This window comes from Amycolatopsis sp. NPDC052450, assembly GCF_044547565.1.
Classification (GTDB): Bacteria; Actinomycetota; Actinomycetes; order Mycobacteriales; family Pseudonocardiaceae; genus Amycolatopsis.
This window is the reverse complement of record NZ_JBIUAQ010000003.1, coordinates 340,644-361,395: the sequence shown is the minus strand read 5'-3', so window position 1 is coordinate 361,395 and position 20,752 is coordinate 340,644. Positions and strand designations below refer to the sequence as shown.

Annotated in this window: 22 protein-coding genes; 12 read left to right on the top strand and 10 right to left on the bottom strand. The window is 67.8% G+C overall.

The annotated features are described in order from the left end of the window. Nucleotides 1-12 precede the first annotated feature (12 nt). Nucleotides 13-783, bottom strand: a complete 771-nt coding sequence (locus ACIHAO_RS08950; RefSeq protein WP_396555984.1) for an FHA domain-containing protein — start codon at nucleotides 781-783, stop codon at nucleotides 13-15. 84 nt (nucleotides 784-867) lie between these two features. Here ACIHAO_RS08950 and ACIHAO_RS08945 point away from each other — a divergent pair, with 84 nt between their 5' ends. From ACIHAO_RS08945 to ACIHAO_RS08935, 3 genes are all read left to right on the top strand, one after another. Next, nucleotides 868-1,239 (top strand): PH domain-containing protein, encoded by a 372-nt coding sequence (locus tag ACIHAO_RS08945; RefSeq protein WP_125787591.1) that lies wholly within the window; start codon nucleotides 868-870, stop codon nucleotides 1,237-1,239. 835 nt (nucleotides 1,240-2,074) lie between these two features. After that, nucleotides 2,075-2,590, top strand: a complete 516-nt coding sequence (locus ACIHAO_RS08940) for a hypothetical protein (protein ID WP_396555982.1) — start codon at nucleotides 2,075-2,077, stop codon at nucleotides 2,588-2,590. Between the two features lie 9 nt (nucleotides 2,591-2,599). Next, a complete protein-coding gene (locus tag ACIHAO_RS08935; protein ID WP_396555980.1) occupies nucleotides 2,600-3,490 on the top strand; it encodes a Kiwa anti-phage protein KwaB-like domain-containing protein in 891 nt (296 codons plus the stop codon). Between the two features lie 3 nt (nucleotides 3,491-3,493). On the opposite strand, the gene ACIHAO_RS08930 is transcribed toward ACIHAO_RS08935, so the two are convergent. Both ACIHAO_RS08930 and ACIHAO_RS08925 read right to left on the bottom strand, forming a co-directional pair. After that, nucleotides 3,494-3,964, bottom strand: coding sequence for an NUDIX hydrolase (locus ACIHAO_RS08930; RefSeq protein ID WP_396555978.1), 471 nt, complete (start codon nucleotides 3,962-3,964; stop codon nucleotides 3,494-3,496). Nucleotides 3,965-3,974: 10 nt separating this feature from the next. Next, entirely contained in the window at nucleotides 3,975-4,718 is a 744-nt protein-coding gene (locus ACIHAO_RS08925; RefSeq protein WP_396555976.1) for a DUF5919 domain-containing protein, read from the bottom strand. 120 nt (nucleotides 4,719-4,838) lie between these two features. Between ACIHAO_RS08925 and ACIHAO_RS08920 the strand changes: the two genes are divergently transcribed. After that, a complete protein-coding gene (locus ACIHAO_RS08920) occupies nucleotides 4,839-5,078 on the top strand; it encodes an AMED_5909 family protein (protein ID WP_396555974.1) in 240 nt (79 codons plus the stop codon). Nucleotides 5,079-5,120: 42 nt separating this feature from the next. Here the strand turns inward: ACIHAO_RS08920 and lpdA are convergent, their stop codons facing one another. The 3 genes from lpdA to pip all read right to left on the bottom strand — a co-directional run bounded on the left by lpdA (nucleotide 5,121) and on the right by pip (nucleotide 8,800). Next, complete coding sequence (lpdA, locus tag ACIHAO_RS08915; RefSeq protein ID WP_125797167.1) at nucleotides 5,121-6,506, bottom strand: dihydrolipoyl dehydrogenase; 1,386 nt, start codon at nucleotides 6,504-6,506, stop codon at nucleotides 5,121-5,123. Nucleotides 6,507-6,553: 47 nt separating this feature from the next. Further along, nucleotides 6,554-7,324, bottom strand: coding sequence for a lysophospholipid acyltransferase family protein (locus ACIHAO_RS08910; protein ID WP_396555972.1), 771 nt, complete (start codon nucleotides 7,322-7,324; stop codon nucleotides 6,554-6,556). A gap of 63 nt (nucleotides 7,325-7,387) precedes the next feature. Next, entirely contained in the window at nucleotides 7,388-8,800 is a 1,413-nt protein-coding gene (gene pip / locus ACIHAO_RS08905) for a prolyl aminopeptidase (protein ID WP_396555970.1), read from the bottom strand. A 38-nt stretch (nucleotides 8,801-8,838) separates the two neighbouring features. Between pip and ACIHAO_RS08900 the strand changes: the two genes are divergently transcribed. The 5 genes from ACIHAO_RS08900 to ACIHAO_RS08880 all read left to right on the top strand — a co-directional run bounded on the left by ACIHAO_RS08900 (nucleotide 8,839) and on the right by ACIHAO_RS08880 (nucleotide 14,410). After that, a complete protein-coding gene (locus ACIHAO_RS08900; protein ID WP_396555968.1) occupies nucleotides 8,839-9,879 on the top strand; it encodes a LacI family DNA-binding transcriptional regulator in 1,041 nt (346 codons plus the stop codon). Between the two features lie 250 nt (nucleotides 9,880-10,129). After that, nucleotides 10,130-11,281 (top strand): dihydrodipicolinate synthase family protein, encoded by a 1,152-nt coding sequence (locus tag ACIHAO_RS08895; protein ID WP_396555966.1) that lies wholly within the window; start codon nucleotides 10,130-10,132, stop codon nucleotides 11,279-11,281. Next, entirely contained in the window at nucleotides 11,281-12,087 is an 807-nt protein-coding gene (locus tag ACIHAO_RS08890) for a sugar phosphate isomerase/epimerase family protein (RefSeq protein ID WP_396555964.1), read from the top strand. The genes ACIHAO_RS08895 and ACIHAO_RS08890 overlap by 1 nt, the downstream gene beginning before the upstream one ends. Before the next feature lie 69 nt (nucleotides 12,088-12,156). Continuing rightward, nucleotides 12,157-13,629: an apolipoprotein N-acyltransferase gene (locus tag ACIHAO_RS08885; RefSeq protein WP_396555963.1), complete on the top strand. Its 1,473-nt coding sequence runs from the start codon at nucleotides 12,157-12,159 to the stop codon at nucleotides 13,627-13,629. 76 nt (nucleotides 13,630-13,705) lie between these two features. Next, a complete protein-coding gene (locus ACIHAO_RS08880; protein WP_396555962.1) occupies nucleotides 13,706-14,410 on the top strand; it encodes a response regulator transcription factor in 705 nt (234 codons plus the stop codon). Here ACIHAO_RS08880 and ACIHAO_RS08875 read toward each other — a convergent pair. Genes ACIHAO_RS08875 through ACIHAO_RS08865 form a run of 3 tightly spaced genes read right to left on the bottom strand, consistent with a single transcriptional unit; the run spans nucleotide 14,404 to nucleotide 16,687 of the window. Then, nucleotides 14,404-15,507 (bottom strand): ABC transporter permease, encoded by a 1,104-nt coding sequence (locus ACIHAO_RS08875; protein WP_396555960.1) that lies wholly within the window; start codon nucleotides 15,505-15,507, stop codon nucleotides 14,404-14,406. The genes ACIHAO_RS08880 and ACIHAO_RS08875 overlap by 7 nt on opposite strands. An 8-nt stretch (nucleotides 15,508-15,515) precedes the next feature. Then, the gene (locus ACIHAO_RS08870; protein ID WP_396555958.1) at nucleotides 15,516-16,175 is read right to left on the bottom strand and encodes an ATP-binding cassette domain-containing protein; all 660 of its coding nucleotides are present in this window, start codon (nucleotides 16,173-16,175) and stop codon (nucleotides 15,516-15,518) included. After that, nucleotides 16,172-16,687 (bottom strand): lipoprotein ABC transporter ATP-binding protein, encoded by a 516-nt coding sequence (locus ACIHAO_RS08865; RefSeq protein ID WP_396555956.1) that lies wholly within the window; start codon nucleotides 16,685-16,687, stop codon nucleotides 16,172-16,174. Before ACIHAO_RS08865 ends, ACIHAO_RS08870 begins: the two co-directional genes overlap by 4 nt. Before the next feature lie 77 nt (nucleotides 16,688-16,764). Here ACIHAO_RS08865 and ACIHAO_RS08860 point away from each other — a divergent pair, with 77 nt between their 5' ends. After that, nucleotides 16,765-18,102 carry a sensor histidine kinase gene (locus ACIHAO_RS08860; protein WP_396555954.1) on the top strand — a complete coding sequence of 446 codons (1,338 nt, stop codon included), beginning with the start codon at nucleotides 16,765-16,767 and terminating at the stop codon, nucleotides 18,100-18,102. Nucleotides 18,103-18,327: 225 nt separating this feature from the next. Then, nucleotides 18,328-18,963 (top strand): TetR/AcrR family transcriptional regulator, encoded by a 636-nt coding sequence (locus ACIHAO_RS08855; protein ID WP_396555952.1) that lies wholly within the window; start codon nucleotides 18,328-18,330, stop codon nucleotides 18,961-18,963. 94 nt (nucleotides 18,964-19,057) lie between these two features. Here the strand turns inward: ACIHAO_RS08855 and ACIHAO_RS08850 are convergent, their stop codons facing one another. Further along, a complete protein-coding gene (locus ACIHAO_RS08850) occupies nucleotides 19,058-19,795 on the bottom strand; it encodes a TetR/AcrR family transcriptional regulator (protein ID WP_396555950.1) in 738 nt (245 codons plus the stop codon). Nucleotides 19,796-19,855: 60 nt separating this feature from the next. Between ACIHAO_RS08850 and ACIHAO_RS08845 the strand changes: the two genes are divergently transcribed. After that, nucleotides 19,856-20,725, top strand: coding sequence for an alpha/beta fold hydrolase (locus tag ACIHAO_RS08845; protein WP_396555948.1), 870 nt, complete (start codon nucleotides 19,856-19,858; stop codon nucleotides 20,723-20,725). Nucleotides 20,726-20,752 lie beyond the last annotated feature (27 nt).

Below are 20,752 nucleotides of genomic sequence, written 5' to 3'. Positions count from 1 at the left end.
CTCTATGGACACTCAGTCGAGTGCGTCGAGCAGGGCGAGGTCCGGCGGAACGAGCGTCGTGGACAACACGAGCTCACGCAACAGGTTGTCGTTCAACGCGTTGCCGACCGGTTCGCCGACCTCCTCGCGCCGCAAACCGTAAACGCCGCCGGCGGACAACCGCCCCCGGACGTCGATGACGACGTGCTCGACCCGGCGGCTGGTCCACGTCTCGGCAGGACGGAGTTCCGCGAGGATCTCGGCCGTCTGCTGACGGGACAACGGCTGCGGATTGAGGTCGTGCAGGAGATAACGCTGCCCGAAAACGACCAGGACCAGGCGTTCTTCCGCGCTGAGGCGCCAGCGGCGGGGCGGCACGGTGACGTCGTCGTGCCGGGTGGCGGGCTGTCCGCCGTCGGGACCGGCGACGTACAACTCGAGCAGATGCTCCCGCCTCCCCGAGCCGCGGACGAACAGCGGCGTGTACCCGTCCGACAGGGGGATCGGCTCCTCGCCGCGGGACAGCCAGCGGGAATTCGGCATCCGGATGGGCAACTGGCCGGTGTTGCTGACCCACCACTGCCCGCCGGTGAAGTTCAACAGCCCGTGCCTGCGGCTGACCTGCACGTCGTTCTCGCCCACACACACGTCGACCTGCGGCCGATTCCGCCCGAAGGAGATCTCGCCGCCCTCGCCGGGATCGACGGACACCCCGCCCGCGAGCGTGAGCGCGAACACCGCGCCGGGAGCCGACGGGGGCACGCCGAGCGCCAAACTCTCGTGCGTCGTCGTGAGCCGCTTCATCGTGCCTCCTCCAGTACCCCGGCAGTATGCGGGACCCCGCCGGGGACGGGTCCCCATGTCGCGTTCGTCCGTATGTTGGACTACATGATTGACTTCTCCAAGGACACCGTCTTCAAGCTCACGCCCTGCAAACCGAAGGACATCGCACCGACGGTGCAGCCGATCATCATCCCCGGTGAACAGATCATCTCCTCGTTCAAAGCGGTGCGCGACTTCGTGGTGTTCACGAACAAGCGACTGATCGCGGTGAACGTCCAGGGCATGACAGGCAAGAAGAAGGACTTCACTTCGCTCCCGTACAACAGGATCCAGGCCTTCTCGATCGAAACCGCGGGCACCTTCGACCTCGATGCCGAACTGGACCTCTGGTTCAGCGGGCTGGGAAACGTGCGGCTGGAGTTCCGCGGGTCGGACATCCGGGCTATCGGCCAGCTGATCGCTACGCACACGCTTTAGCTTTTGGCTCTGACGATGTGGGAATTGGGACGTTGAGTGTCCCGTTTCCTACATCGTCGCGCGCCTTGGGTTGATCGACGGAGGATTGGGGCGTTGAGTGTCCCCTCATTTTCCGTTGCTCAAGGTTGCGTCGGCCGGTGTGCCGTTGAGCGGGGAAGATTTGGGACGCTGAACGTCCCAAATCTTCCCCGCTCGGCGTCTTTTACATGTTTCTTATGGTTCCGGGGTTTCGCTGGCCTCGACATGATCGCTGCTCTTGGCCGGTGACCTGCGCGGATAGGGCTGGACACTTCTCGCGTGTTCTCGCCCCCACCTGACGTCTGACGGCCTGGCGCTCGCCCCCCACCTCCCCGATACGAAGCCATCCACTCGGCCGTCGCGTCGGGTCAAGGCACGCTTTCCCGCCTTGACGCGTCGTGACGGCCGTTGTGACGATCTGGCATCGGGGCGGTGGCTCCGCGTAACAGACGTTAGGCCGTTTGCGACCTCTGAGCACGAATGTCGCAGCAAGGAGGCCGACGTGCTCTTTGGCGTACCTGCGCGCCGCTGGCAGCGGCGACACCTGTCCACGGCTTCAGCGGGTGCACCGCCCAGCCGATGGGCGGAGCGGAGCGGCAGCCCGCCGTGTCGGACAAGGTGCGCCCGCAGGCGAGACGCGGACGCAAGGTGACCCAGCGCGCCGCCGACGGCGGCGCGCCTTGATCCCATAGAGCTAAGTTCGGAAGACAGTTGACAGGAGCCCACATGGGCGAGGCGATCGAGAGGGCACCCAGACTTGTCGGTGCAGCCTGGATAATCGAACATAGGTTCTATCGTCCAGACCCCAGGAGGCACCGTGCTAGCGAAGCCGCTGCTCTTCCTCTCCTCGTTTTCTCCCCTGTTCACACTACTTGCCTTCAGGTTCGATCGAGCCTGGCTGGTGATCTCTTGCGCAGCTCTCGCACTCATGGGAGGACTTGCCGCCTACCTCATCCTTCACATCGACAGCCGCTCCACACCAGGCGTCCACAAGCTCGTCTCCGTGAGAGATGCAGGCAGCGAGGCTGCCGCATACCTCGGCGCCTACCTGCTCCCATTTGTCACAGTGTCAACACCCACTGTTCGCGACGCGCTCGCATACCTTGGGTTCATGCTGGTCGCGGCATCTGTTTACATTCGATCATCAGTCGTGCAGATCAACCCCCTTCTATATATCCTCGGCTATCGAGTATTAGCAGTCGAAGATAGCAACGCCATGCAGGCCTACCTGATAATCAGACGAAGAATTACACCAGGAGACACAGTTTGGGCTACCCGACTCGGAGCTGACGTTATCGTCGACAGGACACCAAAGACGGCCATAGAACGATAGAGGTACATCATGGAAGATGACTCCACGACTCAACCAAGCACCTTAATTGTCGCGTGGCGAATGGGCAAAAAAGCACATGGAAGAGTCGTCAAAGCTGGCGGAGATGTAGTGGACCAACTGCGCAGCTACGCGGCCACCGCCGACGAAAAGACTGGCTCTGGCAGCTCAAGAGACTACGATCCGAATGACGAACAGGACGAAGAATTAGATTTTCTAACAGCAGACCGGGAAGAGTTGCTAGACACTGCCTTGCTCGAACAAGTTCAGAAGGGAGCCTCACTCCCAAAGGTTGACCCAGAGGAGCTTCGCGGCAAAACCTTAGCGCTATACGCTCTTGTCACCGGAACAGATCCAGAGAATCTAACCATCTACATCCGAAAGAAGAACCCCGTCCAACTAGCCAAGAAGGGGCTCGTTGCAATATTCGACGACACCCTGTCTCGCATAGAGAAGCCGATCCTAGCGTTTGACTCGTTTTTCGACGTAGTCCTAAAGAGCGATCGCGTAGAGGTCCTGCACCAGAAGAACTTCGAACTACTTTTCAAAGAAAGCGAAGCTGTCCTTGCCAGTACGCAACAATGGGCAGAAGAGCTAGACGAAGAACTGCCGATAGCCATCGACGGAGTCGACTTCCTTGCCCAGCGGCTACGAGAGAACTCCGTTATACGACGCCGCGTGCTGAGCATCAGGAAGAGCGGCTACCTCGACAATCTAACACCAGATCTACTCCGCGAGAAGATGCTAGAACGCAAGCTCGACCCGGACGTACTCATAAAAGACGAATGTCTAGTTTTCAACAAAGATACAGAAAGAGATATTCTTCTCTTGCTAAATGAAGATCTTTGGACGGGCGACTTTTCAGGCGAACAATACTCTGCCACCCGCAAGGCAAGGCGATAGCACTCAGCTGAAATAGACTTCTTTATTTTTCGACAGGGCACACTCCAGACGCAGCCTGATAGACGGGTGAATATTCAATGTTTCAAGCTTCCCCCGCGAGATCCAGGCTACCTCTTTACTTTCCAGGCTCTTGCGTGGCACACCATCCGCATAACGCGCACGAAAGCATATGGAGAATTCCTGTCGCACTTCCCCATCGTCGTACGCGATGACGTGACTGGGGTTCGAGTACAGCCCGATCACCCCAGTCACCTCGCACTCAATCCCAGTCTCCTCCCGCACCTCCCGAACAGCAGCCTGCGCCAAGGTCTCACCAAGCTCAAGCTGCCCACCGGGGATCGAGTAAAGGTCGTTGTCCGTCCGCCGGATCATGAGGATGCGGCCTTCGTCGTCCTGGATGAACGCGGACACGGCGACCGCGATGCTGTTCGCCTTGGGGGCGTTCGGGTCGTTGTAGTAGTCGACGCGTGCCATGGGTGGCCTCCTAGAAGGTGGCGGGCTTGGCGAGGTTCCAGACGGCTTCGAAGCTCTCCGAGTACGTCTCGAAGAGGTCCCCGGCCGATAGCCGGCGAAGGTGCAGAGAGGGAGCGTGTGCTCCCTGGACTCCGTACACGTGCGTGTTGACGATCATTTCGTCGTCGAAACGGAAGATCGAGTTGTAGAGCGTCGTGTTGTGGAAGCGCATCTCCACACCATCTACCCCGAGCAGCGGTCGGTAGGACGCCAGCGCGTTGCGGATTCGGGCCGCAAGCGTCCCGTCCCCTAGCTGTTCCTCATCGCCGCGTAGGGCAACGCTCTCGCTGGCAGGATCTCCGAAAAGCAGACGAACGCGTGCTCCCGCAGCGGCTTTGGCGGCTAGATCCCTGATGAACCGCGGCCGCTCCACCAGGAACAGCGCGGCGTGGACCAGCACCTCGACGGTGTCCGACGCTTCCTTGATCAGCCGGTCCCACAGCTCGACCGGAACTACGTTGCGGTGCGGGAACACTTGGACGACCTCGGCGGCGGCCGTCTCGGCCTTGCGATCAGGAGCGACCGAGTCCGGCCAGAGGTAGGTCTCGGACTCGCGCGCCATCGCGGCGATCTTGTGCCGGTGTTTCGGGTACGGCGTCCGCCCCTTGGTGATCCACCGTTCCACGGTCTTCTGATCGACCCCGGTGGCGTCGGCGACCTGTTCCCACGAGAGGCCGTTGCGCAGCAGGGCGTCCCGAAGCCGTTCGTTCGGCATCCGCCCTCCAGGGACTTGCAGGGACGTCTTCGACCGTACCAAGGACGTCCCGAGATGTCCTGCCAGGAGGTGATCACGTCCCGCGTTCCGGCGCAGACTTCCGCCATCGGGAGGTGATCGATGAAGAACGAACCGCAGACCCTTCGTGATGCACACGCCGTCGCGACCGCTCGGCGTCCTCGGCCGGAGGCGGACATGTCGGAGTGGCTGACATTCCACCGGGCCAACGCACGCATGTACCGCGCGGTGTCCGAGGTGGACCGAGGACACCACCACGAACTCAAGTATTGGGTGGGATTCGAAGAACGAAAGGCCGAGGAGATGGCCGCACGAATCGGTGCGGCGAGAGTCGGGTCGTGAGTGGTGAGGACGGCTAGAACCGTCCTCACCATTCACGAGTCACTACATGTTGATCATATGCCCGGCAAGACCGTGCACGGCTTCCTTCACCGCTTCCCCAAGCGTCGGGTGAGCGTGCACGTTCCGCGAGATCTCGTGCACCGTCAGGTCCCACTGCTGCGCCAAGGTGAGCTCCGGCAGCAGTTCGGTCACCTCGGGGCCGATCAGGTGCGCGCCCAGAAGCTCGCCATGCGTGGCGTCGCTCAGGATCTTCACGAAGCCGACGGCTTCGCCGAGGCCGTGTGCCTTTCCGTTGGCGGTGAAGGGGAACTTCGCCACCTGGACGTCGAAGCCCTTTTCGCGGGCCTGTTCTTCGGTCCAGCCGAAGCTGGCGATCTGCGGCTGGCAGTAGGTCGCGCGCGGGATCATCACGAAGTCGAGTTCCATGGTTTCGGCGCCGGCGATGGTTTCGGCGGCGACGACGCCCATGGACTCCGACGCGTGCGCGAGCATCAGTTTCGCGGTGACGTCGCCGATCGCGAAGATGTGCGGGACGTTGGTGCGGCCGCGCGAGTCGATGGCGATGGCGCCGCGGTCGGTCAGTTCCACGCCGGTCTTGTCCAGGCCGTAGCCCTCGACCCGCGGCTGGAAACCGATGGCCTGCAACACCTTGTCCGCTTCCAGGACGCGTTGCTCGCCGTTCTTCGACACGGTCACGAGCACCTGCTCGCCGGTGTCGTCGATCGTCTCGACCTTGGTGGAGGTCAGCACCTCGATGCCGAGCTTCCGGTAGCGGCGCGCGAGCTCCGCGGAGACTTCGGCGTCCTCGAGCGGGACCATGCGGTCGAGGTATTCGACGATGGTCACCTTCACGCCGTAGTTGTGCAGCACGTAGGCGAATTCGACGCCGATCGCGCCCGCGCCGGCGATGATGATGCTCTCCGGCAGTTCGTTTTCCATGATCTGCTGTTCGTAGGTGACCACGCGGTCGCTGCGCGTGGTTCCCGGCAGCAGGCGCGCGGTGGCGCCGGTGGCGATCACGCAGTTGTCGAAGGTGATCCGCTCGCCGTTGACCTCGATGGTGTTGGCGTCGACGAAGGTGCCGTGCCCGTCGTATTCGGTGATCTTGTTCTTCTTCATCAGGAAGTGCACGCCCTTGACGCGACCGTCCGCGACCTTGCGGCTGCGGTCGAAGGCGGCCTGGTAGTCGAAGCTGACCTTGCCTTCGACCTGGATCCCGAAGGATTTCGCCTCTTTGGTCACGATGTGCGCGAGTTCGGCGTTGCGCAGCAGTGCCTTCGACGGGATACACCCGACGTTGAGGCAGACCCCGCCCCAGTATTTCTCCTCCACGACCGCCGCGCTCAGCCCCAGTTGCGAGGCCCGGATGGCGGCCACGTAACCGCCTACCCCGGCGCCCAGGACAACGACGTCATAATGTGCGCTCATACTTCGAAACCTACCCCTGACCGGGACGGTCCGAAGGGTGAGACTGCCTACTCAGGGCGGGAACCGCGGATCCCGATCAGCAGGTCGGTCACCGCGGTCATGATCCGTTCGGTCGCCTCCTCCAGCACCTCACGCGACGGCGTGTGCGTCAGGAGATCCGAGAGGTCCACCGGCGGACCGGCGACCAGGTTCACGGTCTTGCGCGGGAAGGCGCGCGGGAGCGCGGCGTCCGACGGCAGCAGGTGGTGCGTGCCCCAGTTAGCCAGCGGGATCACCGGGACCCCGGTCTCCAGCGCGATCCGCGCGATCCCGGTCTTGCCGCGCATGGGCCACCCGTCCGGGTGATCCGTGAAGGTGGCTTCCGGGAAGATGGCGACGCATTCACCCTCAAGGACGGCTTTGACGGCGTCGCGGTACGCGTCCGACGCGGTGGCCGCCCCGCGGTAGACGGGGATGTGCTTGCCGGAGCGCATGACCGAGCCGATGACGGGGGCGTCCCACAGGCTCGCCTTCGCCAGGTAGCGCGGCACGCGGCCGTGCGCGAGGCAGTACGCCGTCACGGTCGTCGGGTCGGCGAAGGACAGATGGTTCGACGCGACCAGGAAGCCGCCCGACGCGGGCAGGTGCTCGCCGCCGCGCACCCGGAACCGGGTGAACAGCACCAGGAACGGCCAGACGACGTTGATCGCGAGGCTGTACCAGGCGCCCCGGCCGGCGCGGGCGAAGCGCCGGCCGAAGGCGATCATCTGGCGGAACGTCAGCAGGTCACCCGAAACGGGGCTCAGCGCGGTCCAGCGTTCACGGGGTCTCAGCACCATGGACGTAATTCGTAGCCGAACCAGGCCCGGTTCGGCTGAAACCACGCGCGAACGCGGCGCGGATCACACGCGCTCGAGGACCACCACGGGGATCTCACGGTCGGTCTTCTTCGCGTACTCGTTGTAGTCCGGCCAGACGGCGGCGAGCTTCTCCCACAGCTTCGCGCGCTCCTCACCCTCCAGGGTCCGGGCCCGCGCGGTGAACTTGTCCGCCTTGACCTGGGCCTTGACCTCGGGGTTGGCCTGCAGGTTCTTGTACCAGCCCGGGTCCTCCGGCGCGCCGCCCTTGGACGCCACGATCACCGGGTTGCCGTCGTCGTCGAACTGGTAGATCAGCGCGAACTTGCGGTCCTCGCCGGTCTTGCGGCCCTTGGTGGTGAGGACGAGGCAGGGCGCGCCCTTCTCCCAGTCGTGGCCCACCTCGCCGTCGGTCTCTTCGTAGCGACGGACGTGCTCGTCACCGAAAAGCATGTCTGCGTTCCTCTCCTCGTCCTGGCGTGTACCGGCGCCCTGCCAGTTTGACGCGAATCGGTCGGTCGCGCTGATCAACTCGTGCAGGGTGCCGGGCTCGTCGAACGCGTGACCCGAGTCGGCGACCATCTTCAGTTCCGCGGTCGGCAGCACCTGGCTGAGCTCCCACGCGGTGATGGCCGGGGTGACCACGTCGTAGCGTCCCTGGACCAGAACGCACGGGATGTCCCGGAGCTTCCCGGCGTCACGCAGCAGCTGGTCCTCGGCCAGCCAGCCGCCGTGCCGGAAGTAGTGGTTCTCGATCCTCGCGATCGCGAGGGCGAACGAGGGATCGGTGAACCCGTCGATCACCTCGTCCCGCGGGCGCAGTTTGACCGTTTCCCCCTCCCAGCGGCTCCACGCGATCGCGGCGGGCCCGTGCACGGCGGGATCCGGGTGGCTCAGCAGTTCGTGGTACACCTCGATGAGGTTCTCCTGGCGGCGCGAAAACGGCACCGGCGCCAGGAACCGCGACCACGCCTCGGGAAAGAGGTACGCCGCTCCCCCGCCGTAGAGCCATTGCAGTTCCTTCACCCGCAAGGTGGCCACGCCGCGGAGGACGAGTTCCGTGACCCGCCCGGGGTGGGTTTCGGCGTAGGTCAGCCCGAGCACACTCCCCCACGAGCCGCCGAAGACCATCCAGTGTTCGATGTCGAGATGCTCGCGCAACCGCTCGATGTCGGCGACCAGATGCCACGTCGTGTTGACGATGAGATCGGCTTCCGGCGTGGCGCAGTTCGGCGTGCTTCGTCCGCAGCCGCGCTGGTCGAAAAGCACGATCCGGTACCGCGCGGGATCGAACAGTCTGCGATGTCTGGCGCTCGAACCGCTTCCGGGGCCGCCGTGCAGGAAAATCACCGGCTTGCCGTCGGGGTCGCCGCATTCCTCCCAATAGATCTCGTTGCCGTCACCGACAGGCAACATCCCTTGGACGTAAGGTTCGATTTCCGGGTAAAGGCCGAGCATGTCCGCCACTATGCCCCAAACGCCAGCTTGGAGGATCGATGAAGGCCCGCCCCCACGTGACGCTGGAAGATGTGGCCCGCACCGCGGACGTCTCGCTCGCGACCGCGTCCCGCGTACTCAACGGCACCGCCACCGTCCGGGGAGATCTCCGCGAACGAGTGATCGCCGCGGCCGCCGAACTGTCCTATACCCCCAATGCTCACGCTCAGGCATTGGCCGGTGGCTCACAGCCCACCGTGGGAGTGATCTGCCACGACGTCGGCGACCCGTATTTCGCCGCGATCGCCGGCGGGGTCATGCGAGTGGCGAGTGAAAACGATCTTCTGGTGATGCTCGCGAGCACGTTCCGCGATCCGGCCAAGGAGGTCGCCTACGTTTCGACGCTGCGTGCCCAGCGCGCGTCGGCCATTCTGCTGATCGGTTCCGCGTTCGAAGACAAGGCGTGGGAAAAGGCGATGGCCGCCGAACTCGAACCGTACCGGCGCGGCGGCGGGCACGTCGCCGCGGTCAGCAGGCACCGCGGGCTCAAAGTGGACACCGTCCAGCCCGACAACCGGGGTGGCGGCGCCGAACTGGCGAAGGCACTGCTTGGCATGGGGCACCGCCGGTTCGCCGCGCTCGCCGGGCCGAGGAGCCTGACCACCGTCGTCGACCGTCTCGACGGTTTCGCCGCGGAACTGCGGTCGCAGGGCGTCGAACTGGCCGAGGACGACATCGCCGAGGCGGCGTTCACCCGCGACGGCGGCTACGAGGCGATGGAGAAGATCCTCGCCCGGCCGCGGAAGCAGTGGCCGACCTGCGTGTTCGCGGTGGCCGACGTGATGGCCATCGGCGCGATGTCGGCGCTGCGCGACGCCGGCGTCTCCATCCCCGGCGAGATGTCGATCGCCGGTTTCGACGACATCCCGGTAGTGCGCGATCTCACGCCGGCGCTGAGCACGGTCGCGCTGCCGCTGGAGAAGCTGGGCGAACGGGCCATGGACCTGGCACTCAAGGCCGCCCCCGGCACCCGGCCGCGGCTGGTGCGGATGTCCGGTGAGGTCGTCCTGCGCCGCAGCACCGCCGCTCCCGCTCGCTGAGCCTGTTGGCGGAGCTGAAGACAAACCTGCAAAGGCGACCGAGCGTGAACCCGCCCCGGCCGAAGGCCCCGCTATCGCGGTGGCAGGGCGCCTCGTCCACATCCGTGACGTGGACGCCCGAACAGCGCCCTGCCGACGTCGATCGCGGACGCGGGTTCACCAATAGACGCTGAAACCCTTGTGTGCGGCCCACGGGGTGACTTAACGTGGCACGAGAAAGCGCTTTCTCACCCCGTGCCACGGAGACCCGATGACCTTGATCGCCCTGCCCACCGCCGACGGCGGCCTGGTGGAGTGGACGCCGCGAGGGGCGGAAACGCCCGCGAAACCGGCCTCGCCGCCGACCTCCCGGATCGCTTACGCGGCAGCACACGTCGTCGCCGACCCGCTCGCCCCCGCCGACCCCGAAGAAGGCGCCGCGCTGGACTGGGACACGACGCTCGCCTTCCGCGAGCACCTGTGGTCCTGCGGTCTCGGCGTGGCCGAAGCGATGGACACCGCGCAGCGCGGCATGGGCCTGGACTGGGACACCACCAAGGACCTCATCCGGCGCACCGGGGCGCTCGCCGCCGGACGGCCGTGGGTGGCGGGCGTCGGCACCGATCAGCTTCCCGGCGGGGAGGCCACCGCCGAGTCCATTGTGGACGCCTGGCGCGAGCAGCTGGACCTGGTCGGCGAGGCCGGGGCGATCCCGGTCGTGATGGCCAGCCGCGCGCTGGCCGCGTCGGCGTCCGGTCCCGCGGATTACCATGCCGCGTACGGGAAACTGCTCTCCGGCGCCGGCCGTCCGGTCCTGCTGCACTGGCTGGGCGAGCAGTTCGACCCGGCACTGGCGGGTTACTGGGGCCACGGTGACGTCCGTGAGGCCGCCAAGGAACTGGGCAGGCTCTGCGCCGAGCACGCCGACGTCATCGCCGGGGTCAAGGTTTCGGTGCTCGACGCGTCGATCGAGACCGAGTTCCGGCGGGCGCTGCCTGAAGGTGTCAAGTGCTACACCGGCGACGACTTCAACTACCCGGAACTGATCGCCGGGGACGACCAGGGCCACAGCGAAGCACTCCTGGGCATTTTCGACGCCGTCGCGCAGGTCGCCGGCGCCGCGCTCGCCCGGCTCGACGAAGGCGACAAGGCGGGTTTCCACGGCCTGCTGGACCCGACGGTGGCGCTGAGCCGCGCCATCTTCCGCGCGCCCACCAGGAACTACAAGACCGGTGTCGTGTTCCTCGCCTACCTCAACGGACACCAGGAGCATTTCCGCATGGTCGCGGGCCGCGAATCGGCCCGGTCCATCACGCATCTGGCCGAACTGCTGCGCCTGGCCGACGCGGCCGGGGCGCTCGCCGACCCGGATCTCGCCGTCGCGCGGATGCGTCCGCTGCTCGCCGCGGCGGGGGTGGCCTGATGGACCGGTTGAGCCTGAACCAGATCACCACCAAGGCGTGGTCGCTGCCGGAAGCCGTCGCGGGCTGCGCCGAGGCGGGTGTCCGCTGGATCGGCCTGTGGCGGGACAAGGTCGCCGAGACCGGCGTCGAGGAGACCGCGCGACTGCTCAAGGAGTACGACGTCGGCGTGTCGTCGTTGTGCCGTGGCGGTTTCTTCACCGGGATCACCCCGGAAGGGTCCCCTGTGGACGGTGTCACGCAGACCAGGGAGGCGATCGACGAAGCCGCCGCGCTGGGCGCCGGCGTCCTCGTCCTGGTCGTGGGCGGGGTGAACGGCGACCTGACGTCGTCGCGCCAGCGGGTCGCGGACGCGGTCGGCGAACTGGCGCCGTACGCCGGTGAGCGCGGGGTCCGCCTCGGCCTGGAACCACTGCACCCCATGCAGTGCGCCGAACGTTCGGTGCTGTCCACTGTGGAGCAGGCGCTGGCGATCGCGCTGGAGCATCCGGCCGGGCAGGTCGGCGTGATCGTCGACGAGTTCCACGTCTGGTGGGATCCGCGGATCGAGGAGTCGATCGCCGCGGCGGCCGGGCGGATCGCCGGATTCCATGTCTGCGACCAGAAGGTGCCGCTGACCGACACCCTGCTCGGCCGGGCGCTGCCCGGTGACGGCCCGATCGACCACCGGCGGCTGAAGGCCTGTGTCGAGGCCGCCGGGTACACCGGCCCGATCGAGGTCGAGGTGTTCGACGCCGATCTCTGGCGCCGTCCCGGTGGCGAAGTGCTCGCGGAGACCATCACGGCCTACCGGGACCACGTTTCCTGACGAAAGTAAGGGGCACTCGCTGCCCAAGGTCCGCTGTCCTGGCGGCCGTGGTTTCCTACCGTTCGCGGTATGAAACCACGGCTGCTCTGGTGGCTGGGCACAGCGCTGCTCCTGCTCGCCGTCCACACCGACTGGAACGTCCCGCTCGCGGCGTGGGTGTTCCCGGTCTTCCTGCTCCGCTACGCCCGCCAGGTGCCCGTGCGGCGCGCGATCCTGATGGTGGGCCTGTCGCTGCTGATCGGGCAACTCTTCTGGCTCGGCGTCACCGGCCTGCTGTTCGTGCTCTCCGCGCTGCTCGCGTTCACCCTGCTCGCGGTGTTGCAGACGACGGCGTTCCTGGCCGATCGCCTGCTCGCCGACCGCGCGGGAGCGCTGAGGACGCTGGTGTTCCCGGTGACGCTCGTCGCGGGCGAGTACCTCTTCACGGTGATCACCGGATTCGGGGATTTCGGCGCGCTCGGCAGCACCCAGTCCGCGAATCTGCCGCTGCTCCAGACGGCGTCGGCGACCGGCGTGTACGGCCTCACCTTCGCCCTCGCGTGGTTCGCGTCGGTCGCGAACACGGTTTGGGCCGAGGGATGGCCGCGGGCCAAGCGCACGGTCCTCGTCCACGTTTGCCTGCTCGGCCTGGTGTTCGCCGCCGGTGGCGCGCGGTTGCTGTTCGACGCTCCCACGACGAAGACGGTGCGGGTCGCGGGGATCAGTCCCTCGGCCGAGGCCGACCGGTCGAGTTCCGACGCACTGGAGCGGATCGGCGTGAAGTACTGGCGGGCGCAGGAAGTCGGCGCGGCGGATCCGGCCGCGGTCGGCGCCGCCTTCGCCCCGGTCACCGAGGATCTCGTGACCAGGACCCGGCAGCAGGCGTCCGCGGGGGCGAAGATCGTGCTCTGGCCGGAAACGCACGCCAGGGTGCTGGAACGCGACCAGGCGGCACTGCTGAGCCGAGTCGGCGCCGAAGCGAAACAGGCGGGCATCCAGGTCGGCGTCGCGTACGCGCTCTACACCGCGCAGGCGCCCTACATCCGCAACGTGGCCGTGCTCGTCGGGCCGACCGGCGAGGTGTCGTGGACCTACGACAAGACGCATCCCACGCCGATGGAACCGATGACTCCCGGTCCGGGCGTCGTCCCCACCGCGGATTCGCCGTACGGACGGCTCGCGACGGTGATCTGTTACGACGCGGACTTCCCTGACCTGATGCGCCAGGCCGCGGACAAGGGAACCTCGCTGATGCTCGTCCCCGCCAACGACTGGCCGGGATTCGGCTCGCTGCACGCGGAAAAAGCCACCTTCCGCGCGGTGGAAAACGGTTACGCGCTCTTCCGGCACTCCACCCACGGGAATTCCACGGCTGTGGACAGCCAAGGGCGTGTGCTCGGGCATGCCGGCTACTACCGCACGGATCAGCAGACGCTCGTCGCGGATCTTCCGGTGCAGTCGCGAACACAGACCGTGTACGGCCGTGTCGGTGACGTGTTCGCCTGGCTGTGCCTCGCGGCGGCCGCGCTCTGTCCTTTATGGACATATCGAAGGAACCGTTAGCGCCCTGTTACGGAAGAGGTGGTGTTCGTAACGTCTCAGCCGAAAAGAACAGTGTTCAACGGTTAAGCTGCCCCGCATGCCGAAATTGCTGGTGGTCGAAGACGACGACGCGATCGGCGGTGTCCTCGAATCGACGCTCCGTCTGCACGGCTACGAGGTTTCCTGGCAGCGCGACGGCCGCACCGCGCTCGCGGCCGCGGCGGAGGGCGACATCGACTTCGTCCTGCTCGACCTCGGCCTGCCGGATCTGGACGGGGTCGAGGTCTGCCGACGGCTGCGGGCGGAACTGCCCGGTGCCGTCCTGGTCATCCTGACCGCCCGGCAGGAGGAGATGGACGTCGTCGTGGGCCTGGAAGCGGGCGCCGACGACTACCTCACCAAACCCATCCGTCTCGGTGAACTGCTCGCCAGGGTGCGGGCGCATCTGCGGCGCGGGACGGCTCCGCCCGAAAGCAAGCCCTCGATCGCCGTCGGCCATCTGCGGGTGGACACCGCCGGACGGCGGGTCAGTGTCGGTGGACGGGAGATCCCGTTGCGGGCCAAGGAGTTCGACCTGCTCGCCCGGCTGGCCGAGCAGCCGGGGGTCGCGGTCAGCCGGGACACGCTGATGTCGGAGGTGTGGGACGCGCATTGGTACGGCTCCACGAAGACCCTCGACGTGCACATCGCCGCGCTGCGCCGGAAACTGACCGAGTCGGCGCCCACGCCCGAGCAGGCGCCGCGGATTTCGACGTTGCGCGGCCACGGGTACCGTCTCGAAGAGCCCTTCGACGCTCAGTAGTCGCGCAGGTCGGAGACCTCGTCGCGGGCGGCGAGCTGCGCGATCCGCGCCGAGGCCGCCACGCACGAAACGATCACCACCGCCGCCAGCAACCCGAAGTACCCGTGCGGTGAAGGCGTTCTCTCCACCTGCGCGACGAGGACGAACAGCACGCCGAGCAGATGCCCGGCGATCAGGCCCCCGCCGCCGACGACGATGGCGTCCCCCGCGATGAACGCCGCCACCTGACGGCGTTTCCCGCCGAGCGTGCTCACGATCAGCAGGTCGCGGCGGCGTTCGTTGAGCGCCGCCCCGAACGACGGCCCCGCCGCGGCGGCCGCGAGGATGAGGGACGCGATCAGATCGACCTCGGCCTCGCCGCAGCCGTCCTTGGTGAGGGCGGTCGAAATGGCGAAGGCCACCGCCAGCGCGACCAGCACCACCGATCGCGCCAGGAGCGCGCTCCGCCACGAAATGGACAGCGCGATCACACCCGCGAGCCCCGAAACGAGCGGCCGGAGTATCCCGCCGATCACCCGCTTCCCCTTCCGCAGCCCCAGCTCCACCAATCGCCACACCAGCATCGTGCCGCCCGCCCAGCCGAACAGCGGCCAGACGAAGGCGAGCGCGAGCAGGATGAAGTCGATGCCGTAGGGCGACCACCAGGGTGGCCCGCCGTCGGCGGGGACGAAGTACCACTCGCGCAGCACCGGGGGCAGGATGGCGAGTGCCGCGACGAGCAGCCCGGCGACCAGCAAGAGAACGATTTCCCGGACGACCGCTTCGCCGGTGCCGGTCGAGAAGCCACAGGCCAGGGACAGTGCCACCCCGGTCACGCCGCCGGCGAGGCCCGCCGCCGCGGCTTCGGCGGCGGCCAGTCCGAACACCTGACCGCCGGTGGCGCCTCGGGCGCGCAGCAGGTCCTGGTCCGCCCGCAGCACCCGTGCCGAGGGGGTGGCCAGCAGCACCACGAGCACCATCGCCGGTATCCAGCGCGGTGCCGGGGTCCAGGTCCAGTCGTGCACCGCGAGCAGCGTGGTCACGATCGCGACCCCGGCCGCGGGCACGCCGAGCCTGGCGGGGCGCACACGCGCGATCCCGCCGACCCACACCGCCATCGCCGCCATCATCGGTCCCGCACCAGCTTCCCGTCGACCATCGCCCACTGTTCGCCGAACAGCCCGGCCGGGGCCGGTTCGGCCGTGGCCACCAGCAGTCCGGCGGCCAGCCGGTCCGCGGCCTGCACGAGCCTGCCGAGGAGCCGCTCCCCCTCGCGCTGGTCCAGCCAGCCCGCCGGGTCGTCGGCGAGAATGAGTTTCGGTGCGGGCGCGAGCGCCCTGGCCAGGATGGCGAGCCGGATCTGCTCACCGGTCAGGTCGCGAGGCGCCTTCTTGGCGAAGCCGGCGAGGCCCACGAGCTCAAGCGCGCCGTCGACGGCGTCACGGACCGCGGTGCCGGTGCGGCCCGCGAGGACCAGCGGCAGGGCGACGTTGAGCCGGACGTCGAGGTCGCGCAGCAACCCGCCGTCCTGCAGCACCAGCCCGATCAGGTCGGGCCCCGGCGGCGACGGCTCGAACGCGGGCCACTCGATGGTGCCCGCCGTCGGCTTCTTCATCCCGGCGAGCAGGTGCAACAACGTGGTCTTCCCGGCGCCGGCCCTGCCGGTCACGACCGCGCGGGTCTCCTCGCCGATCACGCAGGTGACGCCGTGCACGGCGACCACCGCGGTCAGGCCGGAACCATAGGTGTGCGCCAGCTCGTCGGTGCGGACCAGTGGTGGCTTCACGCCACTCTCACGATCCGGTGCGCGGCCGCCGCGATCTGCTGGTCACGGGTCGCCACGACGACGGCCGTCCCGCGGGCCGCGACAGCACACAGCAGATCCATGAGTTCGAGCGCGGCGAGCCCGTCGAGTTCGCCGGCCGGTTCGTCGGCGACGACGACCTCGGGCGCCCCGGCCAGCGCGACGGCGACTCCGGCCCGCGCGCCTTCCAGCGGCGACAACGTGCCCGGATAGGTCTCACCTCGGCCGGCGAGTCCGACCAGTTCGAGCAGGTCGCCGGCATCGCGCAGGGAGCGGCGGCCGGCGAGCCTTCCCGCCAGCACCACGTTCTGCCCGACGGTGAGATGGCCGAAGAGGTTCCCGCGCCTGAGCAGCACTCCGACACCGGGAGAACCGGCGGGGGCGTCGCCACCTCCGGCGGGCAGCACGGCCACACACTCGCCCGGGACGGCGAACCGGACGAGGGGGACGGATCCGGGCCCCGGGCCTGCCATGACGGCGGCACGTCGGCGCATGGCCCCAAGGTAAAGCGAACGGGGTCAACATCGCCTTGATCTCAGGTCAACGGACGGCAAAATATCGCGTCGGGTGGGTGATCCTCTCCCCCGTCGGCCACACTCTGTCCGTGCGCCGCCGGATCGTCACCCTCACCGTGCTGGCCGCGGTGCTGGCGATCACCCTCTTCGGGGCGCCGCTGGCCATCGCGGTCGCGAGGTTCCACGAGGGCAACTCGACCCACGACCTCGAACGGGTCGCCGACACGGTCGTGCTCGACGTGACCGGCGATCTCGCCAACGGCCGGGTCCCGGAGCTCCGGCCGATCAAACCGGACAAGGACCGCATCCGCGGGATCAGGGTCGCGGTCTACACGCCGACCGGCAGGCTCCTGGCAGGCAACGGCCCCGCCACCGAAGACCGGTTCGTCCGCGAGGCGCACTACACCGACATGGCGACCGGGATCCGGGAAGACGAGGTGGTCCTTGCCGTTCCCGTGCTCAGCGGGCCGTCACTCGTCGGGGTGGTCCGGGCCGCCCACCCCCGCTCGGAACTGGACGCCCTGATCCGGCTGACCTGGCTGAAGATGGTCGCGCTCGCCGGTGTCGCGATCGGGGCGAGCTGGCTGATCGGGCGCCGGATCGCCACCCGGCTGGCGCGGCCGCTGGAGGATCTGGCCGCCACCGCCGAACGCCTCGGCGAGGGCGACTTCACCGTCCGGGCGCGCCGGACAGGCGTCCACGAGATCGATCAGGTCGCCGAAGCACTCGACGTCACGTCCGAGCGGATCGGCGAGACGCTGGAACGCGAGCGGACCTTCTCCTCCGACGCCTCGCACCAGCTGCGGACGCCGTTGACCGGGCTGCGGCTGCAACTGGAGGCGGCGCTGGAAAGCCCCGACCGCGACCCCTACGCGACGATCCGCGACGGCATCGCGTCGGCCGACCGGCTGGAACGCACCATCGACGACCTGCTGGCGCTGGCCAAACAGACCAGGGCGCCGCGGGCGCTGCTCGACCTCGGCAAACTTTTCGAGGAGGTCCGCCAGACCTGGCACGGCCTCCTCGCCGGACGCGGCCGCGCGCTGCGGATCAGCGGACGCGAGGCCCTGCCGGCGCGGGCGGCGGACGCGGCCGTGCGGCAGGTGCTCGCCGTGCTGCTCGACAACGCGGCGACGCACGGACGCGGCACGGTCACCGTCCTCGCCCGTGACGCCGGGGACGCGCTGGCCATCGACGTGAGCGATGAGGGCACGATCGCGGACGGTCACGATCCGTTCGTGACCGGGGAACGGTCCGAAGAGCACGAAGGCCACGGGATCGGGCTGCGGCTGGCGCGGAGCCTCGCCGAGGCGGAAGGCGGACGGCTGCGGCTGACGAGCCCGTCGCCGTCGACGTTCACACTGCTCCTGCCCGCCGAACGCCCGTCGCGGTAAGAAGGCCCGGGCCTGGCGAGCTAGGGGGGGTTACTCGCCAGGCCGGGCCGGTAGGAGGCAAACGCGCCCCGACAGCGCGCACGGCATGCCACCTGAATGAAGACGGTAAAGACCAGCGGGCCAACAGACGGTACACGCCGGATTAACTGACACTTTGCTTTTTCATGTCACAGTGATTCGGCCGTTGTCCGGCCGCGCTGAATCGATCGTGGGAAGATTGACCGCATGACCACCGAGCCGGCGCCGAGATGGCGGAGACTGGAACCGGACGAGCGCAAGGAGCAGATCTTCGCCTGCGCGGCCCGCCTTTTCTCCGACCGCCCGTACTCGGAAGTGTCCACTTCGGACATCGCGGCGGCGGCCGGGGTCGCCAGGGGGCTGATCAACCACTACTTCGGCACCAAACGCGAGCTGTACCTGGAGATCATCCGCCGCGCGCTCACCGTGCCGAGGCTCGCCGTCGACATCCTGCCGGAGGGCCCGCTCGAACTGCGCGCCGACGTCGCCATCGACTGGTTCCTGGACATGGTCACCAGCCAGGAGAAGATGTGGCTGGCCGCGATCGCGCCGGAGGGCATCGGCAGGGACCTCGAGGTCGAACGGATCCTCGAAGAGGCCGATCGCGAATCGGCCGACCGGGTGCTCGAAGCCGTCGGCCTCTCCCGCGAGAGTGAACACGGGCAGGAACTGAACGCGCTGGTCCGCGCGTTCGGCGGGATGGTCAAGGCGGCGGGCCGCGAATGGCTCGTCCGCGGTTCGCTCGACCGCGCGCAGGTGCACACGCTGCTCAGCAAGTCACTGGTCACGCTGGTCGGCGAGGTCTTTCCCGAGATACAGCGCGCCGCCCCGCGTCACGGGTGAAGAAGCCCCCGGCACCTCGAGGGGGAGGTTGGTGCCAGGGGCTTCGGGACCGGTGACGAGCACCGGTATTCCTCCACACTACGCCGATTCGCTGTCACGGCTCTGTCAAACGTCCGAGAGCGTTCAACTGGGTGAGCCGATGTTCGAGCCCGTCGAGACAGCGCTGCACGGCGTAACCGTAGAGCCGCTCGTAGTAACCCGCCGCCAGATCGGGATCCGCGACCAGCGCCGAAATCGCTTCGCCCAGCGCCGCCATCCCCGGCAGATCCTCGCGAGTGCGGTACGCCGCGTAGCCCTCGGACCGCTCGAGCTGAAGCGCCATCGCGCTCTCGCGGTCGTCCTCCATCGCGACGAACTGGCAGGCGGTGGCGAGCAGCAGGTTGTACGCGAACGGCGCCTCGGTGCCGAAGCCCGCCGCGAGCAGACGGCCGATGCCGGTGTTCATGGTCGGCACGGCGGCGGCCACCGACGGCCCGAACAAGGCCAGCCGCCGCGCCGAACCGGGATAGCGGCGCAACACCGTCCGCACGGTCGGCAGGAACTCGTCGAACCAGTCCCGCCACGGCAGGGTCTCGTCGGGCAGGGTCAGTTCGCCGACCACCCGGTCCAGCACCGCGACGACGACGGTGTCGCGGTCGCCGACGTGGTGGTAGACCACCGCGGGGTAGGCGTCGACGGCGGCCGCGAGCTGCCGCAGCGTCCAGTTCTCCAGGCCGGACTCGGCCGAAAGCTCCAGCGCCGCGTCGACGATGCGGTCCCTGGTGACCGCCTGCCGTCCGGAAGCCGCGCGCGACCTCGGCCGGGAACCCGCGTCTTCGGAGAAAGTCGGCATGCGGGCTACCGTATCCGGCTTCGCCTGGTCCGATGGTGGGGGTTCCGGCAGGATCGTGGCATGCCTCGCGCGCGTGTGAACGGTCTCGAACTCGAGTACGACACCTTCGGCTCCCCCGCGGATCCGCCGCTCGTCCTGGTGATGGGTCTCGGCGCCCAGATGGTGACGTGGGAGGCAGGCTTCTGCGAACTGCTCGCCGAGGGCGGGTTCCACGTCGTCCGGTTCGACAACCGCGACATCGGCCTCTCGTCCTATCTGGACGATCTCCCCACGCCGGATCTGGCCGCGCTCGCCGCGGGCGACCTGACCTCCGCGCCGTACCTGCTGTCCGATCTCGCCGCCGACGTCACCGGGCTGTTCGACGCGCTCGGCTTAGGGCGGGCGCACGTCGTCGGCGCGTCGATGGGCGGGATGATCGTGCAGCAGCTCGCGATCGACGCGCCGGAGCGGCTGCTGAGCCTCACCTCGATCATGTCGACCACCGGGGATCCCTCGGTCGGGCATCCGGAGCCCGCCGCGCTCGCCGGGCTGACCCGCCCGCCCGCCGCCACCCGGGAGCAGGCGATCGAGGACGGCGTCGAATGGTTCAAGCTCGTGGGCTCGCCAGGGCACCCGTCCGACGACGAATTCCTGCGGATGAAGGCCGCCCGCAACTACGACCGGGCCAATCACCCCGCCGGCGCGTTGCGGCAGGCGGCCGCCGTCGTCGCTTCGGGTGACCGCACGGCGAAGCTACGCGAGGTCCGCGTCCCCACGCTCGTCATCCACGGCGAGAGCGACCCGCTGATCAACGTCAGCGGCGGGAAGGCGACCGCGGAAGCGATCCCGGATGCCGAACTGCTGCTGTTCCCCGGAATGGGGCACGAACTGCCGCGGCAGTTGTGGCCCGCGATCGCCGGCGCGATCATCGCGCACGCGCGGAAGGCTTGAGAGATAAGGCAAAGGTGCCGGGGGTCT

Coding starts and splice junctions, on each gene's coding strand:
- ACIHAO_RS08950 (WP_396555984.1), bottom strand. CDS start 783: ATGAAGCGGCTCACGACGACGCACGAGAGTTTGGCGCTCGGCGTGCCC.
- ACIHAO_RS08945 (WP_125787591.1), top strand. CDS start 868: ATGATTGACTTCTCCAAGGACACCGTCTTCAAGCTCACGCCCTGCAAA.
- ACIHAO_RS08935 (WP_396555980.1), top strand. CDS start 2,600: ATGGAAGATGACTCCACGACTCAACCAAGCACCTTAATTGTCGCGTGG.
- ACIHAO_RS08930 (WP_396555978.1), bottom strand. CDS start 3,964: ATGGCACGCGTCGACTACTACAACGACCCGAACGCCCCCAAGGCGAAC.
- ACIHAO_RS08925 (WP_396555976.1), bottom strand. CDS start 4,718: ATGCCGAACGAACGGCTTCGGGACGCCCTGCTGCGCAACGGCCTCTCG.
- ACIHAO_RS08920 (WP_396555974.1), top strand. CDS start 4,839: ATGAAGAACGAACCGCAGACCCTTCGTGATGCACACGCCGTCGCGACC.
- lpdA (WP_125797167.1), bottom strand. CDS start 6,506: ATGAGCGCACATTATGACGTCGTTGTCCTGGGCGCCGGGGTAGGCGGT.
- ACIHAO_RS08910 (WP_396555972.1), bottom strand. CDS start 7,324: ATGGTGCTGAGACCCCGTGAACGCTGGACCGCGCTGAGCCCCGTTTCG.
- pip (WP_396555970.1), bottom strand. CDS start 8,800: ATGCTCGGCCTTTACCCGGAAATCGAACCTTACGTCCAAGGGATGTTG.
- ACIHAO_RS08900 (WP_396555968.1), top strand. CDS start 8,839: ATGAAGGCCCGCCCCCACGTGACGCTGGAAGATGTGGCCCGCACCGCG.
- ACIHAO_RS08895 (WP_396555966.1), top strand. CDS start 10,130: ATGACCTTGATCGCCCTGCCCACCGCCGACGGCGGCCTGGTGGAGTGG.
- ACIHAO_RS08890 (WP_396555964.1), top strand. CDS start 11,281: ATGGACCGGTTGAGCCTGAACCAGATCACCACCAAGGCGTGGTCGCTG.
- ACIHAO_RS08885 (WP_396555963.1), top strand. CDS start 12,157: ATGAAACCACGGCTGCTCTGGTGGCTGGGCACAGCGCTGCTCCTGCTC.
- ACIHAO_RS08880 (WP_396555962.1), top strand. CDS start 13,706: ATGCCGAAATTGCTGGTGGTCGAAGACGACGACGCGATCGGCGGTGTC.
- ACIHAO_RS08875 (WP_396555960.1), bottom strand. CDS start 15,507: ATGGCGGTGTGGGTCGGCGGGATCGCGCGTGTGCGCCCCGCCAGGCTC.
- ACIHAO_RS08865 (WP_396555956.1), bottom strand. CDS start 16,687: ATGCGCCGACGTGCCGCCGTCATGGCAGGCCCGGGGCCCGGATCCGTC.
- ACIHAO_RS08855 (WP_396555952.1), top strand. CDS start 18,328: ATGACCACCGAGCCGGCGCCGAGATGGCGGAGACTGGAACCGGACGAG.
- ACIHAO_RS08850 (WP_396555950.1), bottom strand. CDS start 19,795: ATGCCGACTTTCTCCGAAGACGCGGGTTCCCGGCCGAGGTCGCGCGCG.
- ACIHAO_RS08845 (WP_396555948.1), top strand. CDS start 19,856: ATGCCTCGCGCGCGTGTGAACGGTCTCGAACTCGAGTACGACACCTTC.